This window comes from Candidatus Clostridium stratigraminis (assembly GCF_045310675.1).
Taxonomy (GTDB): Bacteria; Bacillota; Clostridia; order Clostridiales; family Clostridiaceae; genus Clostridium_AT; species Clostridium_AT stratigraminis.
In genome coordinates this window covers 73,882-90,187 of sequence record NZ_JBJHZZ010000003.1, presented here as the reverse complement: position 1 = coordinate 90,187, position 16,306 = coordinate 73,882, and the positions used below count along the sequence as shown (strand labels likewise).

The window sequence follows — 16,306 nt, the reverse complement described above, 5'->3', positions numbered from 1 at the left end:
CGTCTTGATCTTACATCAAGGCGCTTTTTAATTTGTTTTAACAAGAGCTACTTATAATTTAGGAGGTAAAAGCCCTAAATGGGCTTTTACGAGTAATTTGCGAACGGAGTGAGTAATCTTAAATTACTCAGTGTTCCGACAATAGGAGGAATAAAGTTGAAATTTAAAACTCAAATTTTAGATGATAAGGCTATTGGAAGAACCTTAACTAGAATAGCACATGAAATAATTGAGAAGAATAAGGGTGTAGAAAATGTAATTCTACTAGGGATTAAAAGAAGAGGCTATCCATTAGCAAATAGAATTGCAGATGCTATTAAAAACATTGAAGGAGTATCTATTCAGGTAGGAAGTTTAGATATTACTTTATATAGGGATGATTTATCTCAAATTAGTGATTTACCTGTATTAAATAATGATACCTTAGACATAGATATTAAAGATAAAACTGTCATATTAGTTGACGACGTACTATATACTGGAAGAACTGCTAGGGCTGCTTTAGATGCAGTTATTCATCATGGAAGGCCAAAGGTTATTCAGCTTGCAGTATTAATTGACAGAGGTCATAGAGAACTTCCTATTAGGGCTGACTATGTTGGCAAGAATATTCCTACCTCAAAGGAAGAGCTAGTATCTGTTGAATTAATGGAAGTAGATGGTACAGACTCAGTTAAAATATATGAAATCTAAACTAAAGAATTCTTTTAATATAGCCCAGAGAGGCTAAAAGGAGGCAATTATGAAAAATTACATTGATATTGACGAAAGGTTACCTATCTTACAAACAATTCCTCTAAGTTTTCAGCATCTTTTTGCTATGTTTGGTGCAACAATATTGGTGCCAATTTTATTTGGTATTAATCCGGCCATAGCTCTTCTCATGAACGGAATAGGCACTTTAATCTACTCCTTCATTACAAAAGGAAAAATACCGGCGTATCTAGGTTCAAGCTTTGCCTTTCTTGCACCTACTTTTGCAATACTAGCAGGAGGTGGGGGATTTGGAGAAGCTCAAGTTGGATTCATATTCTTCGGAGTGTTCTTTGTTATAATATCTATTGTAATACGCTTTGTAGGAATAAAGTGGATAGATGTAATTATGCCACCACCTGTAATGGGAGCAGTAGTTGCAGTAATAGGACTAGAGCTTGCTCCAACAGCAGCTCAGATGGCAGGCTTAGCTGCTGCCCCTACAGCGGTTGGTAAGGTAGTACAAGCTTATACAGCGGATCCAAAGGTTTTAACTGTTTCCTTATTTACCTTACTTGTAGGAACAATAGGCTCTGTGGTTTTTAGAAAGTTTTTTAAGATTATTCCAATATTAATTGGAGTACTTTCTGGATATGTACTGGCGTTATTTATGGGAATGGTAGATTTTAAGCCTATAATAGATGCTCCTTGGTTTAAATTACCTACTTTCACAGCACCTATATTTAATACAAAGGCAATGATTATAATAGCTCCTGCATGTTTGGTAGTTCTAGCAGAACATATTAGTCATTTAATCGTAACTGGAAATATAACAAACAGAGATTTGATTAAAGATCCAGGACTTCATATGTCCCTCTTTGCAGATGGCTTAAGTAATATTATCTCTGGTTTCGCAGGTTCTCCTCCAAATACAACCTATGGAGAAAATATAGGGGTAATGGCTATAACAAAAGTATATTCCGTTTGGGTAATTAGAGGAGCTGCAATATTAGCTATAATATTCTCCTGTATTGGGAAAATAGCTGCAGCTATTCAAACAATACCAAGTCCGGTTATGGGTGGGATTACAATATTGCTTTATGGGGTAATTGCATCCTCAGGTCTTAGAATGTTTGTAGAACAAAAGGTTGATTTTAGCAAGAGTTATAATATGGTACTGGCAGCTGTAACCTTTGTTGTAGGTGTAAGTGGAGCATCAGTAAAATTAAGCAGTGATGTTGAACTTAAAGGAATGGCATTAGCAGCAGTAATAGGAACTCTATTATCAATATTATTCTATATTTTAGATAAGTTAGGTCTTATGAATGAGAAATATATAATTAAAAGTGAAGATTAAAATAAAAAACTTAAAGTTGTCTATATCAAAGATTAAGATATGAAAAATATGTCATTAAAAATTAAGTGAATAAAGGAATAAAATAAATAGTCATTAAATTATTATAGCTGTAAAACCAAGTGTACTTCTTAAAAAACTGAGTAACACTTGGTTTTTTGGCTATTTTAATGTTAAGGTTGTTATTTTTTTCATATTATAGTATATTTATTTTAGCAAATTTTAAGTGCTTTATTATCTATACAAGATATAAAAATAAATAAGTCTACATCAATGATTTTGCTGGTTATAGACTTAATATACGAGGAGTAAATTTTATGGAATTTGATTTAATTGCAACTTCGACCTTTGGTTTAGAAGCAGTTGTAGCTAAAGAATTAAAATTATTAGGCTATGAAGATTTAAAAAGTGAAAATGGTAAGGTTAGCTTTAAAGGCGATGAATATGATATAGCAATTTGCAATACCTGGCTTAGAACTGCAGATAGAGTTTTAATAAAAATGACTGAATTTAAGGCTGAGAGCTTCGAAGAGCTATTTCAAGGAACACTTAGAGTGCCCTGGGGAGAACTTATCCCTAAGAATGGTAAAATGCATGTGGTTGGCAAATCTATAAAGTCCGTGCTTCATAGTGTTCCAGATTGCCAATCCATAGTTAAAAAGGCTGTTGTGGAAGCTATGAAAAAGGAGTATAGCCTTGACTATTTTGAAGAAGATGGACCAGTTTATAAAATTGAAATTGCTCTTTTAAAGGATATAGCTACCTTAACCATTGATACAACAGGTTCAGGCTTACATAAAAGAGGCTATAGAGAGCTTGCTGGGGAGGCGCCGCTTAAAGAAACCTTAGCAGCTGCTTTAGTACTCTTAAGTTCTTGGGAACCGAGTAGAGTGCTTGCAGATCCCTTCTGCGGATCAGGAACCATACCAATAGAAGCTGCACTAATAGGAAAAAACATTGCACCTGGCTTAAACAGAAGCTTTGTATGTGAAACCTGGCCTACCATGGATAAGGCTATTTGGGAAGAAATTAGAAGCTATGCTAAAAGTAAAATTAATAAGGAAAGCTTTCTAATACTAGCTTCTGATGTTAATGGAAGACTGCTTAAAACAGCAAGGGAAAATGCTTTAAAAGCAGGTGTGTCAGAATATATTGCCTTTCAAAAACGTGATGCGAGAGAGTTTAGCTCACAAAAGAAATATGGTTTTATAATAAGTAATCCACCCTATGGCGAAAGATTAGGGGATATGATTGAAGTAGAGGAACTATACAAGTCAATGGGGGATCTCTATAGAAATCTTGATTCCTGGTCTTTCTTCGTAATAACCTCAAACCTTAAATTTCAAGAGCTTTTTGGAAAAAAGGCTGACAAAAATAGAAAATTATATAATGGAAGACTGCTTTGCTACTATTATCAATTTATTAATAATCCGCCAAAAAATAATTAAACAGGTTAAAACCTGTTTAATCTATTTTTTGAAGCTCTAATTTTTCGGGATTTACATAGATTGTTTTATTTGTATAATAGATTACCATACCTGGTTTCGCTCCGGAGGGCTTTTTTACATTTCTAACTTCAGTATAATCTACAGGTACCTTAGTGGATTCTTTTCCTTTGCTGTAATAGGCTGCAAGAATAGCAGCTTCTTCAATGGTTTCCTTTGACACCACATTTGCAGCTTTTATAATTACATGAGATCCGGGAATATTTTTAGTGTGAAGCCATATATCCTTTTTATCAGCAAATTTCAGTGTTAAAAAGTCATTTTGAATGTTATTTTTCCCAATGTATATATGCTCACCGTTGCTTGCTATAAAATGCATAGGTTTTGAAGGCTTAAATCTTTTCTTATCTTCCTTTTTAAATCTTATATATCCAGTGTCAATAAGCTCTCTTTTAATCTCTTCAATTTCTTCATAGCTTTCTGCATTCTTAATATTTGTTAATACAGACTGTAAGTAGTCTAACTCCTCAGAAGCAGCCTTTATTTGAAGCCCTCCCATTTCTGCAGATTTTTTAAGTTTGTTGTATTTTTTATAATAACCTTGAATGTTCTCAGAAGGGGTTTTATTTTCATCAATAGGTATATTTATATATTCTTCATTTGGTGCATAATAATTTAAGACACGAACTTCTTTCATGCCCTTTTTAATATTATAAATATTCGCAGTTAATAATTCACCACTTACTTTATAACTTTCTCTGCTATGACACTCAATCAATGTATCTTTTAGCAGTTCTAACTTTTTATTGCATCTATCTATATTAGTGTGAATTATTTTTTGCAGGTCAGAGCTCTTTATATTTAATCTATCACTTTTATCCTTTTCATAATAAAAACTTTCAATTAACTCTGAAGGTGAGGAAAATACTTTTTCTGAAAGACCACTATATTGATGTAATTTAATACAATAAAAATCCTTTAGTGAGACACCAAATTTATAGGATATAAACTCAAAATTACTAGTCCTTAAACCTTCAAATAAATTAAAAATATAAATAAATATTTGCTTTAAGCTCGTTAAGTTCAATTCTACATTATTTTTATCTAATTCTATAGCTATGGATTTTGAAAAAGGGGAACTTATTCCAGTAAAAATCTTTGAAAACATATTTGGTTCAAATTTTATAAAATTCAGTTCAATAAAATTACTTAAATCTTCATAACTGAAATTAAAAGGGCTTATCTTAGTTGAAGAAGGAGGATATATAAATTTTATTCCTGGGTATAAGCTCCTATAGCTATTTATATCTGGAGTTATATGCTTTATAGAGTCTATTATTACTGAATCCCGCTTCCTTATAAGTGTTATATTGCTGTGTCTTCCCATTATCTCAATTATCATTGAATATACACTATTAAAGCCTAACTCATCTGCGCTTTCAAAATCTATAATTAAGATTCTATCTGTATCCACTTGAGAAACACCTATTATCTTTCCGTTACCTAGATATTTTCTAAGTACCATACAAAACATAGGGGCCTTAATAGGGTTAACTTTATTTACACTGGTTAAATGTACTTTTGGATAAGTAGAACTAGCACTAACAAGAAGCTTATAGCTTATTCTTTCTGCTCTCAAAGTAAGGACAATTTCATCCTTTTCTGGTTGTGAAATTTTATCAACTCTGCTTCCAATTATTTTTTTATAGAGTTCATCTTTTAGGCTATATAAGTAAATACCATCTAAGGGCATATTCTTTTCCTTCTTTCTAGTAAACTTTATATTTGCTAGTATATCATTATAATATTTTAAAATCAAAGGTTCCCTATATTAATGTATTTACTTTCTTGAAATGGCTTTACTGAATATATTATAATTAATAAGAAATCTTTTATTAATTGAAATTTGTAATATATCTTAGCAGATACTTTATACTTAATAAAGGTAGAAGCCCTAAATGGGCTTCTATGGGTGGTCTGCAGATGAGCAATTTGCAAGTTAGACCACCCCGTATTGCCATTGAAACGAGTTAAACTTAAACTAACCACTTTGATTATCTAATGGAGGAGAATTATGAAATTCACTAAAATGCATGGGAATGGAAATGACTTTATTGTTATTGAGGATTTAGATAATAAATTAATAGATGAAAGATCCTTAGCAAAAAGACTTTGCCACAGAAATTTTTCTATTGGTGCTGATGGAATTTTAATTGTAAGAAAAAGTAGCTTGGCTAATATTAAAATGACAATAATAAACTCTGATGGCTCCATAGCCAACATGTGCGGCAACGGTATTAGATGTTTTGCTAAATACGTATGGGAGCATGAACTTGTAGAGAAAAAAGATAGCATAAGTATTGAAACTGACGATGGAGTAAAAACTGCCTACTTAATAATAGATAAAGGGGAAGTTATTGAAGTTACAATTAATATGGGTATGCCTACATTTGCTCCTGCTGATATTCCAGTTATTAGTGATAAGGAAATTTTAAAGAAAAAGGTTGAAATAGAAAATAAAAATTATGAAATTAATTCCGTTTTACTTGGTGTACCACATACAATTATTTTTGGAAAATTGGAGGACTTTTTAATTGGAGAAGGAAAAGCAATTGAAAAATACAAAATATTTCCTAAAGGCACCAACGTTAATTTTTGTGAGGTCACAAATAAAAATAGAATAAGAGTTATGACCTGGGAAAGAGGTGCTGGAGCTACTTTGGCCTGTGGAACGGGCAGCAGTGCATCAGTTGTAGTTGCAAATAAATTAGGACTTGTAGAAAATAAGGTAACAGTAGAAATCCCAGGAGGAACTCTTTATATCGAGATTACTGAAAATGGTATATATATGACTGGACCCGCAGTAACAAGCTTTATTGGTGAATATATAATTTAAAATATAAAATATTAAAAACGTTTATTAAAAATGTATGCTTAAAATTTTTTAGGATATTTACAAATTTCTTAAAAATTTTAGCATATTTTTTATTTTTTGCGAAAAATAATAGGTTTAAAAAGTTTTTAGGTGGTTATACTTAAAATTGTTAACGCAATTCTTAAGAAAGTGTGGTTTACATATATGAACTCTTTTGAAATAAAAAATGACAGGATAATAGATTTAAATGGAATAAAACCAGACTTTGAGGTAATGAAATTAATTCCAAAGGAGATCATGATTAAATACTGCTTAATTCCATTATATATGAAAGAAAACTCTCTTTATATTGCTGCTTATAAAATAGAGGAAAATCAAATCTTAAAGGATTTAGTTTTTTTAACTAAAAAAAATCTTATAGTTTTTAATGCCTCAAAAGCTCAAATTGAAAATTTAATAAACCAACTGGATAAAATAGGTGATACGAATTCGATGTTGGAAAAACTTAAGTTCCAATACAAAAATTTAGTTAAAGAAGAGAGAATTTATAATTCATCCTTTATTCATTCCGAGGCTTCACCTGTTATAAGGATTACAAACACTATAATTGAGCAAGGTATAAACTATAAAGCCAGTGACATTCACATTGAACCATTTGAAGAGGCTGCTAGAGTTAGATACAGACTAGATGGTTCACTCTTAGATGATTTTACTTTGCCTAAGGAAATATATAGCAGTATTTGCAGCAGAATAAAATTGCAGGCAAACATGGATATTGCTGAAAAGAGGCTTCCCCAGGATGGAAAGATAACTTTTAAGTATGAAGAAGAATATAAGGATTTAAGAGTATCTACTCTGCCTGTACTATATGGTGAAAAAATAGTAATAAGAATTCTATATAAATCTAATAAATTACTGAGCCTTAAATCATTAGGCTTTAATAACTTAGATGAAGTACTAATGAATAACTTACTAAAAAGTACGCATGGAATTATTTTAGTCACAGGTCCAACTGGCAGCGGAAAGACTACCACTTTATATTCAATGCTCAATCATGTTAACAAGGGTAATAATAATATTGTTACTATTGAAGACCCTGTAGAAATGGCTTTAAAAGGTATAAATCAAGTAAATGTAAATAATAAAGCAGGGCTAACTTTTGCAAATGGATTAAGGAGTATTTTGAGGCAAGATCCTGACATTGTCATGGTAGGAGAAATTAGAGATGAGGTTACAGCCGAAATTGCAGTTCGGGCTGCTATAACTGGGCATTTAGTAATATCCACCTTACATACTAATGATGCAGCCTCTTCGGTAATTAGATTAAAAGATATGGGAATTCCAAGTTATTTAATTGCTGATTCCTTAGTAGCGGGTATCGCACAAAGGCTTGTTAGAGAAATCTGCAGTTTTTGTAAGGAGCCTTATGAGCCTAACATTGAGGAAAAAAGTAATTTAAATTTAAAACCTGGTGAAGTACTTTATAGAGGCAAGGGCTGTGTGTTTTGCAATTATACAGGTTATAAAAATAGGATTATTGTATATGAAATTATGAAAAGCAGTGAAGAGCTTAGAGTGCTTATTACCGGAAGTAAAAATGTAGATGAAATTAGAGAAATAATTAAAAATTTAGGAATGAGAAGTATAAGTGAAAATTGCAGAGATAAGGCAGTAAAAGGCCTAACCACTTATGAAGAATATATTAAGCTCAGAGGTAATAATTTTTGAAAATTTTGGAGTGCTAGAAATGCCATATTGCGAGTACAAGGTTAAGAATTTACATGGAGAGGAATTAAAGGGAAGATGCTGGTGTACCAGTAAAAAGGATTTATCTATTTCCTTTAGAAATAAAGGCTTCTTTATTTTCTACTATAAAGAAATAAAAACATTTAAATTAGGCTTTAATAAACAAACTTTGGCTATAAAAGAATTGGTTTTATTCTGTAATAACTTTTCTTCATTACTATCAGCTGGACTAAATATTTTAGATATAGTTCAAATACTTAAAGAAGATTTTAAAAATAAGTCCTTAACTAGGAATTTAGAAGAAGTAGAGCAGCTAATTTATGAGGGGGAAACTCTATCTAATTGCCTAAATAAGGATTCCAAACTTTATCCTAATCTTTTAGTAAATATGGTAAAGGTAGGAGAAGAAAGCGGAAGACTTGATAAAATCTTTAATATGCTTGGAAAGTATTATGAAAATGAGAAGAAAATAAAAGACAGACTCATAAAGGTACTTACATACCCATGCATAGTACTATTTGTTAGTATTTTAATGATGATAATTATGATAACAACTATTATACCAATGTTAGTATCAACCCTTGATGGCATTTCTGCCAAAATTCCAACATCCACAAAAATTATCTTAAATATTAGTTCAATTCTAAGAGAAAACTATTTGTTTATTCTAATAATACTTGTTTTCTTAGCGGCTGCATTTATGAATTTTAAAACTCTTGAAAGTACTGCAATAAAAATAGATAAATTTAAGGTTAGTAATGTGCTTACAAAAAATTTATATATAAAATTGATTTCTGTAAGGTTTTCAAGAACTCTTGGTATATTACTAGAAAGTGGGATACAGATAAGTAAAGCACTGACTATTACACTAAGCGTTATTGATAATAAATATGTAATAAAGGAGGTGGGGAATTGCCTAGAGGAAGTTAAAGATGGTAAAAGCCTTTCGGAAAGTCTAGAAAAAATGAAGTTCTTTCCTCGGAATTTTATGTCTATGACTAAAATTGGGGAGGAAACAGGAAACTTAGATGAAATGCTTATTAAAGTATCAGACATTATAGAAGAAGACTTATTTACTACTATAGATAAACTCACAGTGTTACTTGAACCTGCTTTAATACTTGGTCTATCAATTGTAATAGGTTACTTGCTTATAGCTGTTCTCATGCCAATGATGAACTTAATGAACACTATTTAGGTGTTAGTAATGGTTTTATTACGTAAGGTATAATTTGAAGCTTATGCTGTGGAATTTTATGAAATGTGAGATTTATTCTAAGAACTATTAAATTACAAAAAAGGAATACAGTAATAATAAAAATCAAAAATCAATGAATAACAGGAGGACACAACAATGTTTTATTTTATCAAAGGTAACAAAATCGGTGGAAAAAAGAAAAAGGGCTTTACCTTAATTGAGATAATCGTAGCAGTTACAATCATTATTATTTTGTCTGCACTTGCAGTTCCAAAGGTTTCAGGATATATAAGTAAGGCTAAGGAAGCAAATGTAATAAGCAAAGGAAAGCAGATTTATAATGCTGCAATGTGGTCCTATTCAGCGCAAGGTAATAAATTCGAAGATGCAAAGATAGAAAGCGCAGTAAAGGATACTACAAATATATCAGAAACTGGTTTAGACGTTGATGCTTCAGATAATTCTTTAGTTAAAATAACTTTCATAAATGATGGTAAAAGTTATTCATTGTCAATAAACAAGACGGATAATACTTATATGATAAAGGATAAAGATAATTCCCAGATTTTTAGTTCCGCAGAAGACACAGATACAGCAACAGAATAATAATAACAGGTGAAATAAATGAGGAAGGGCTTTTCTTTAATCGAATTACTGGTGATAATAACCATAATTATAATTGCTACTAGTATTAGCCTTCTAGGCATATCAAAATATAATCAAATAAGAAATGAAGTTGATTTAAATATGACAGAAAGCTCTATATTAGGAGTAATAAATTACGGTAAGCAGTATTGCAGGGAAAAAGAAAAGCCCGGCTTTGTATTATTTGATTTAGAGAAAAATGAAGTTTGGTTTTATAACTCTAATAGAGTAATAGATGGTTTCAAGCTTCCAAGGGAAATTAAAATAGATGGCATAAATACAAATTTAAATAGGATAAACATTGATAAGTTTGGTATTACAAGCGATGCAGGGACTATACGCATTAGTGATATCAACAACAAGATATACCTAATTACTATAAATGTAGGGGCAGGCTATGTTGAGATCAAATAAGAAAAAGGGTTTTTCACTTCTTGAACAGGTATGTGCAATGAGCATATTCTCTATTATGTCAATTAGTATAATTACCACTCAATTAAACAATTTAAGACTTAGAGAATACAATAAAGAAATTCTAGAATATAGCAGTGTACTAGAGGCGCTTAAAGAGGAAATTTTAAATAATTATTCATACGATTATATTAATAATTTGTATAATTCAAACAAGAAATATGTTAATAAGGATAAGTTAAATATAAACAGCATTAGAAGCAGCAACTTATATCAAATATTTGCAGAGGATTGTGATAATAGCAATTCATATTTGGTATTAGAAATGGCGCAAGATGAGGTTTTGAAAATACATATGGAGATACACATAAAGCTTAAAAAAGAGGAAGTATTAACCTGTGAATTTAATAAGGGAAATTATCTATGAAAAAGGGATTAACATTGTTGGAACTATTAATAGCCCTTGCCATTGCAAGTATTGTATCGGCTTTAGTTGCCTCCTTTTATTTAAAATATAATTTGTTATATAATGAAAGTTCTAATTATAATCGAAATTACTTTTATACCTCAGAAGCTCTTATGTTTATTGAAAATGAAATTAGGAACTCAAAAAGTGTAAGTACGAGTAATAACATAATTGAAGTTAAGTATCCTGATGGAATTACAAGAAAGACTATAAAATATAATAGCGCAGGTGGTTTAACAATAGCTCATTACAAAAATGATATTTACTTAGCCACAAATAATATATTAACCAATGTAAATAACTTTAGTGTATTTCAAAAGAATAGTACGATATATGTATCTATTACAATTAATGGTGGAGAAAGATATGAGAGATGTTTTGGAATAAATTTAGAGCAGTAAAAAAGGGATATGCCCTAGTATACACCATGCTTCTTTGTTTTTTATGTATGTTGATTGTTCTCTTAATATTTCAATTAGAAATTAAGGTAAGTAAAGATGCCTTAAGTTATAAAGATTATATTTTAAAAGGAAAGGAATATGAGGATAATAGAGAGATTTTGTTTACTAAGCTATATAAAAGCATTAATACTAACGTAACTGAACTTAATTTAAACAATCTAAAAAGTTTCCTTACTAATTCTAAAATGTATTTTAGAACAACAGATAATAGAGCTTGTATTAAATATGATATTTCAACTAATAGGATATTTTATGAAAGTATTTATGAAAATAAATACTTTCGAAAGGATTTATATGATTATAAAATAATTCAAGGCAAAGTAAAGCTTATATACATAAGCTCACAATATATTGAGGGGGTAATTGAGTAAAATGTTAAAGCAAAATTGTTTAATTGAATTAGGAGAAAATTACTTGATTAAACATGACTTTTATCCCAGGTTATTAAATTCGTCCCTAAGAAATGATGAGTATGTCCTTAATTTATTAAAAGAATCTCAGTTTTGCTTAAGCAGCAAAAAGGTTTATATAGTTATTGAGGGAGAAAAAATAAATATAAGGGAAATTACACTTCCAAAGTTAAGAAGCTGCGAATTATACAAACTTATTATTGATGAATTATCAAATTCCTATAATAATTCGGATAAAATATTTTTTAACTATTCTATTCTAAAGGACAATGGAATTAATCTTGACCTAGCTATTTTCTCTTCCAATGAAGGTAGGTTTAAAAAAATAGAAAAATATATACTAAAAAATAGTACCATTGAAGCTGTTTACTTAATACAATTTTGTTTCTTAGGTTACTTTAATGAAGCTATTACCCATAGAAATTTCTTTTTTGTCTTTATTTACAAAGATAAACTGTATCTTTTATTATGCCTAAATAAAAAACTCATATACAATGATGTTGTACAATGGAATGATGAAAATAAATTAAATAAGACTATATTTGAATTCATGGAAGGCTGTAGAATTAATAATGGAATTGTGACAAAAAATATTTATACTGCAAATATAGGAACAGAAATAAACTGCAATGAATATGTAGAAGGATGTTATATAAGTAATTTAGGACTTGTTTATGAAGATGAATTAATTAAATATATAAGAAAAAGTAAATGTAAGAGACCTAATAGGAGATAAACATTGGAAAACATAAAATTTGTTTCAGTAAAATTTCAAGAAGTAGAGTTAAGAAACAAAATACAAAAATATAAAATAACTGTTTGTATGCTTTGGCTTCTAAGCCTCTTATTTTTTTTAGCTTTAATGTATTTTAATAATTTAAATAAACAATATGAAAAAAACATAAATTTAAAAAAAGTTAAGGCTAGCAGTCCGAGAGAAGAAAATCTACTAAAAGAATTTGATACTATTAATAACTTCATTGAATTTTATACAGGAATAAATAATAATCTTGTATTTAATGATATTGAAGTAAATGGTAGTGAAATTAAACTGGATGTTCTTACTGATCAGAAGAATATATTTAATGATATTGTAAATACCCTTGAACATTCAAGTAAATACAAAATAAAATATCTATCACCAATAGATGAAAACAATAGTAAATATGGTTTTAAGATAACTTTAGAGGTAAAGAAATGAGAGAAAATCTTAAACATTACAAACTAATATGCACCTTATTCTTAATTATAATTAGCATGCTTGTTTTATTAAATGTAAGATTAATTAAAATAAGTATCTTAAATAAAGGTAAAAGTTTACAAGTTACGAACCCAAATTCAAGAACCATTAAAGTATATGGCTATAGTGAGATTTTAGATATGGTATCAAAAGTACCAAACCTTTATATTAAAAACTTCAATAATAATGAAGAAAACAAAAAGCTTCTTAAAGTTGAACTTGATTATAAAGGTGATATTACAAGCTTCATAAAAGTTATTAATGACTTTAAAGGAAAGGAAAACTATGTTAATTTAGAAAATTTAAAAATTGAAAATGCTAATAAAGTCAATCAATCCATTAGCTTTGATTTAGTTTTAATTAAGAATAGATAGAATATTTTTTAAACATAATGAAAAAATTAATAATAATATTTGCAAAAAACCATAACTTTTGATAAAATATCATTGGTCATAGCGTAAAATTTACTTCGGTATTAATTTACCTGAAAGGGTTATAATATAAACTGATTAATAGTTTTTGGAGGGATATTTAATGATATCAGCAGGAGATATAAGAAAAGGAACTACTTTTGAATTAGATGGACAAGTTTTCACTGTAATTGAATTTTTACATGTAAAGCCAGGTAAAGGTGCAGCTTTTGTAAGGACTAAATTAAGAAATGTTATTCAAGGTGGAGTAACAGATAGAACTTTCAACCCAACTGATAAGCTTCAAGAAGCAGTTATCGAAAGAAAAGAAATGCAGTATTTATATTGTGATGGAGAACTTTACTATTTCATGGATCCTGAAAATTTTGAACAAATTCCATTAAATCTTGAAAAAGTAGAAGAAGCAATAAAGTTCTTAAAAGAAAATATGTTCGCTGTTATTAAATTTTATAAGGGAGAGGCTTTCTCTGTTGAAGCACCTAACTTTGTAGAATTACTAATAACATATACAGAACCAGGTGCAAAAGGAAATACGGCAACAAACACAGGAAAGCCAGCTACAGTTGAAACTGGAGCTACAGTTATGGTTCCTCTTTTTGTAAATGAAGGTGAAGTTATAAGAATAGATACTAGAACCGGTGAATATATGGAGAGAGTTTAGTCTATAATATTAAATAGCTTTAAATTGATGCAGTATAAATTTATTTTATACTGCATATTTATTAAATTTTTTAAAAGGATGTGTTTTTTATGGATACATTATTATCAAGGGTTTCCTTTCTAAGTGGAATGATTGAGGGTATGGCAATTGATAAGACTAAAAATGAAGGAAAGATTATTACAGAAATTACTAGCATTTTAAAGGACATGGCAGATGAAATTGAATTTTTAAAAGAAGCTCAAAATGAAATGGAAGATTATGTGGATACAATCGATGAAGATCTAAGCGATCTTGAAGAAGAATTTTATTATGATGAAGATGAAGATGACTGCTATGATGAGGACGACTGTGAAAACTACATAGATATTGAATGTCCACACTGCGGTGAGACAGTATACATAGATACCGATATCTGTAATTGTAACGAAGAAATATCTTGTCCAAATTGTCATAAAGAAATTCCGCTAGATGAAAGTAATGAGGAATAATAGAGAATTTAAGCATAGGGTTTTTAGCCCTATGCTTTTTTTATGCTCATTTTTATTTTAATTAAATGGAATAATTTTAAGAAAATTTAAATAGGAATTATATATGAAAGGAGGATGAAAGATGAACAATACTAAAGAAGTTTTAGAAGTACTTCCAGAAGGCATTGCAAAGCTTATTAAGGGTTTTAAATATGAAGATGGACTGCAAGAAATTCGAATGAAGGCTAACAAACCCTTAATTTTACAAATAAGCAGTGATGAAATTATTACTGATTATATTGTTTTAATACAGGATATTAAGGAAGTACTTAAGCACATAAGCAATTACTCGATTTATGCCTTTGATGAAGAAATCAAACAGGGGTATTTAACCATTAAGGGAGGGCATAGAGTAGGTTTGTGTGGAAGCTGCATAATTGAAAATAATAAAGTTAAAACAATAAAAAGCTTAGGCTCATTAAACATTAGAGTTTGTCATGAAATATTGGGGTGTTCTAGCAAAGTAATGCCTTTTATAGTTAATAAAAATCAAGTTTCAAATACAGTTATTATATCTCCTCCAAGGTGCGGGAAAACAACTATGCTTCGGGATATTGCAAGAAATTTATCTGATGGCATGGTAAGGCATGGACTCAAAGGCAAAAAAGTATGTGTAATTGATGAGAGAAGCGAAATTAGCAGCTCATATAATGGTATTCCTCAAATGAATTTAGGTCTTCGCACTGACGTTTTAGATAATTGTCCAAAAGCAGATGGTATTATGATGGCAATCAGAAGTATGGCTCCAGAAGTTATTGTTTGTGATGAAATTGGAACCAATAAGGATATGGAAAGTATCCTAATGGCAATAAACTCCGGAGTTAAAATCATAACAACAATACACGGTTATGGAATAGAGGATTTATACAATAGAATGGTTTTTAATGAAATAATGGACAACCATATATTCAATAAAGCAGTTATTTTAAGTGCTGAAAATGGTGTTGGCACAATAGAGTACATTTATGATTTTGAAAAACAGGGAAAACAATGGAGGAGATAAGATAATATGATTAAATTTTTAAGTTGTTTTATTATATTAGCTACCTCTACAATAGCTGGTTTTGTTTATGCAGAGGGTTTTAGAAAAAGAGTAAAGCAGCTAAATGAATTTGAGAGATCCTTAGGTCAATTAGAAAATGAAATTGAATACACACATACACCTCTTCCTGAAGCTCTTTATAGTGTATCAGAGAAAAGCGAGAGTCCAGTAAAAGAAATCTTTGAGAAAATATCCAAGCTTCTATACAAAAATGAAGTTGACAGCGTATATAATGCTTTTAAAAAGTGCTTAGAATATGAGGCTAATTCTCTTAACTTAAATTCAGATGATTTGAAGGTAATTTTAGATTTATCTAAATCCCTAGGAGAATCGGATATAGAAGGACATCGAAAGATTTTTTCTCTTTTAAAAGTTAATTTGAAAAAGAGGATAAATATTGCTGAAGAAACTATGAATAAAAATTTAAAATTGTATCGGTATTTGGGTTTTAGTATTGGTGCAATCATTGTAATTGTATTGTTATAGGAGGTGGAAATGTGTTAGATATAAGTTTATTGTTTAAAATTGGGGCCTTTGCTGTTTTTGTAATGATTTTAGATAAAATATTGAGGGCCGCTGGTAAAGATGATATAGCAACTGTTACATATTTGGCTGGAATTGTAATAATGGTAATAATGGTGATAACACTGATAACCCAATTATTCAGCAGTGTTAGAACTATGTTTACCTTCTAGGAGGCT

20 protein-coding genes are annotated in these 16,306 nt (G+C 29.8%); 19 read left to right on the top strand and 1 reads right to left on the bottom strand.

Features of this window, described 5'->3' with window-relative positions:
• Positions 1-156 precede the first annotated feature (156 nt).
• The 3 genes from pyrR (at position 157) to ACJDUG_RS07060 (ending at position 3,495) form a co-directional block, all read left to right on the top strand.
• On the top strand, positions 157-693 hold the full coding sequence (gene pyrR, locus ACJDUG_RS07070; protein WP_406769191.1) for a bifunctional pyr operon transcriptional regulator/uracil phosphoribosyltransferase PyrR: 537 nt from the start codon (positions 157-159) through the stop codon (positions 691-693).
• A 46-nt stretch (positions 694-739) separates the two neighbouring features.
• Complete coding sequence (gene uraA, locus ACJDUG_RS07065; protein WP_406769379.1) at positions 740-2,050, top strand: uracil permease; 1,311 nt, start codon at positions 740-742, stop codon at positions 2,048-2,050.
• Positions 2,051-2,364: 314 nt separating this feature from the next.
• Positions 2,365-3,495 carry a THUMP domain-containing class I SAM-dependent RNA methyltransferase gene (locus ACJDUG_RS07060; RefSeq protein ID WP_406769190.1) on the top strand — a complete coding sequence of 377 codons (1,131 nt, stop codon included), beginning with the start codon at positions 2,365-2,367 and terminating at the stop codon, positions 3,493-3,495.
• A 16-nt stretch (positions 3,496-3,511) separates the two neighbouring features.
• Here ACJDUG_RS07060 and ACJDUG_RS07055 read toward each other — a convergent pair whose 3' ends face one another.
• On the bottom strand, positions 3,512-5,245 hold the full coding sequence (locus ACJDUG_RS07055; protein ID WP_406769378.1) for an Rqc2 family fibronectin-binding protein: 1,734 nt from the start codon (positions 5,243-5,245) through the stop codon (positions 3,512-3,514).
• Positions 5,246-5,566: 321 nt separating this feature from the next.
• On the opposite strand from ACJDUG_RS07055, the gene dapF reads away from it, so the two are divergent.
• The 16 genes from dapF to spoIIIAC all read left to right on the top strand — a co-directional run bounded on the left by dapF (position 5,567) and on the right by spoIIIAC (position 16,300).
• Positions 5,567-6,388 carry a diaminopimelate epimerase gene (gene dapF, locus ACJDUG_RS07050; RefSeq protein ID WP_406769189.1) on the top strand — a complete coding sequence of 274 codons (822 nt, stop codon included), beginning with the start codon at positions 5,567-5,569 and terminating at the stop codon, positions 6,386-6,388.
• Between the two features lie 183 nt (positions 6,389-6,571).
• On the top strand, positions 6,572-8,095 hold the full coding sequence (locus ACJDUG_RS07045) for a GspE/PulE family protein (RefSeq protein WP_406769188.1): 1,524 nt from the start codon (positions 6,572-6,574) through the stop codon (positions 8,093-8,095).
• Complete coding sequence (locus ACJDUG_RS07040) at positions 8,058-9,311, top strand: type II secretion system F family protein (protein WP_406769187.1); 1,254 nt, start codon at positions 8,058-8,060, stop codon at positions 9,309-9,311. Before ACJDUG_RS07045 ends, ACJDUG_RS07040 begins: the two co-directional genes overlap by 38 nt.
• A 156-nt stretch (positions 9,312-9,467) precedes the next feature.
• Positions 9,468-9,917: a prepilin-type N-terminal cleavage/methylation domain-containing protein gene (locus ACJDUG_RS07035; protein WP_406769186.1), complete on the top strand. Its 450-nt coding sequence runs from the start codon at positions 9,468-9,470 to the stop codon at positions 9,915-9,917.
• 18 nt (positions 9,918-9,935) lie between these two features.
• Positions 9,936-10,370 carry a hypothetical protein gene (locus ACJDUG_RS07030; RefSeq protein WP_406769185.1) on the top strand — a complete coding sequence of 145 codons (435 nt, stop codon included), beginning with the start codon at positions 9,936-9,938 and terminating at the stop codon, positions 10,368-10,370.
• A complete protein-coding gene (locus ACJDUG_RS07025) occupies positions 10,354-10,794 on the top strand; it encodes a hypothetical protein (RefSeq protein WP_406769184.1) in 441 nt (146 codons plus the stop codon). The genes ACJDUG_RS07030 and ACJDUG_RS07025 overlap by 17 nt, the downstream gene beginning before the upstream one ends.
• Complete coding sequence (locus ACJDUG_RS07020) at positions 10,791-11,234, top strand: prepilin-type N-terminal cleavage/methylation domain-containing protein (protein ID WP_406769183.1); 444 nt, start codon at positions 10,791-10,793, stop codon at positions 11,232-11,234. The genes ACJDUG_RS07025 and ACJDUG_RS07020 overlap by 4 nt, the downstream gene beginning before the upstream one ends.
• Positions 11,235-11,281: 47 nt before the next feature.
• Complete coding sequence (locus ACJDUG_RS07015; protein ID WP_406769182.1) at positions 11,282-11,665, top strand: hypothetical protein; 384 nt, start codon at positions 11,282-11,284, stop codon at positions 11,663-11,665.
• 1 nt (position 11,666) lies between these two features.
• Positions 11,667-12,440 carry a hypothetical protein gene (locus ACJDUG_RS07010; RefSeq protein ID WP_406769181.1) on the top strand — a complete coding sequence of 258 codons (774 nt, stop codon included), beginning with the start codon at positions 11,667-11,669 and terminating at the stop codon, positions 12,438-12,440.
• Between the two features lie 3 nt (positions 12,441-12,443).
• Entirely contained in the window at positions 12,444-12,905 is a 462-nt protein-coding gene (locus ACJDUG_RS07005) for a hypothetical protein (RefSeq protein WP_406769180.1), read from the top strand.
• On the top strand, positions 12,902-13,318 hold the full coding sequence (locus ACJDUG_RS07000) for a hypothetical protein (RefSeq protein ID WP_406769179.1): 417 nt from the start codon (positions 12,902-12,904) through the stop codon (positions 13,316-13,318). Before ACJDUG_RS07005 ends, ACJDUG_RS07000 begins: the two co-directional genes overlap by 4 nt.
• Before the next feature lie 160 nt (positions 13,319-13,478).
• Complete coding sequence (gene efp / locus ACJDUG_RS06995; protein WP_406764975.1) at positions 13,479-14,036, top strand: elongation factor P; 558 nt, start codon at positions 13,479-13,481, stop codon at positions 14,034-14,036.
• Positions 14,037-14,125: 89 nt separating this feature from the next.
• Positions 14,126-14,524: a CD1247 N-terminal domain-containing protein gene (locus ACJDUG_RS06990; protein WP_406769178.1), complete on the top strand. Its 399-nt coding sequence runs from the start codon at positions 14,126-14,128 to the stop codon at positions 14,522-14,524.
• Between the two features lie 121 nt (positions 14,525-14,645).
• A complete protein-coding gene (gene spoIIIAA, locus ACJDUG_RS06985; protein WP_406769177.1) occupies positions 14,646-15,566 on the top strand; it encodes a stage III sporulation protein AA in 921 nt (306 codons plus the stop codon).
• A 6-nt stretch (positions 15,567-15,572) separates the two neighbouring features.
• On the top strand, positions 15,573-16,091 hold the full coding sequence (gene spoIIIAB, locus ACJDUG_RS06980) for a stage III sporulation protein SpoIIIAB (RefSeq protein WP_406769176.1): 519 nt from the start codon (positions 15,573-15,575) through the stop codon (positions 16,089-16,091).
• 11 nt (positions 16,092-16,102) lie between these two features.
• Positions 16,103-16,300 carry a stage III sporulation protein AC gene (spoIIIAC, locus tag ACJDUG_RS06975; RefSeq protein WP_406764971.1) on the top strand — a complete coding sequence of 66 codons (198 nt, stop codon included), beginning with the start codon at positions 16,103-16,105 and terminating at the stop codon, positions 16,298-16,300.
• Positions 16,301-16,306: the final 6 nt, after the last annotated feature.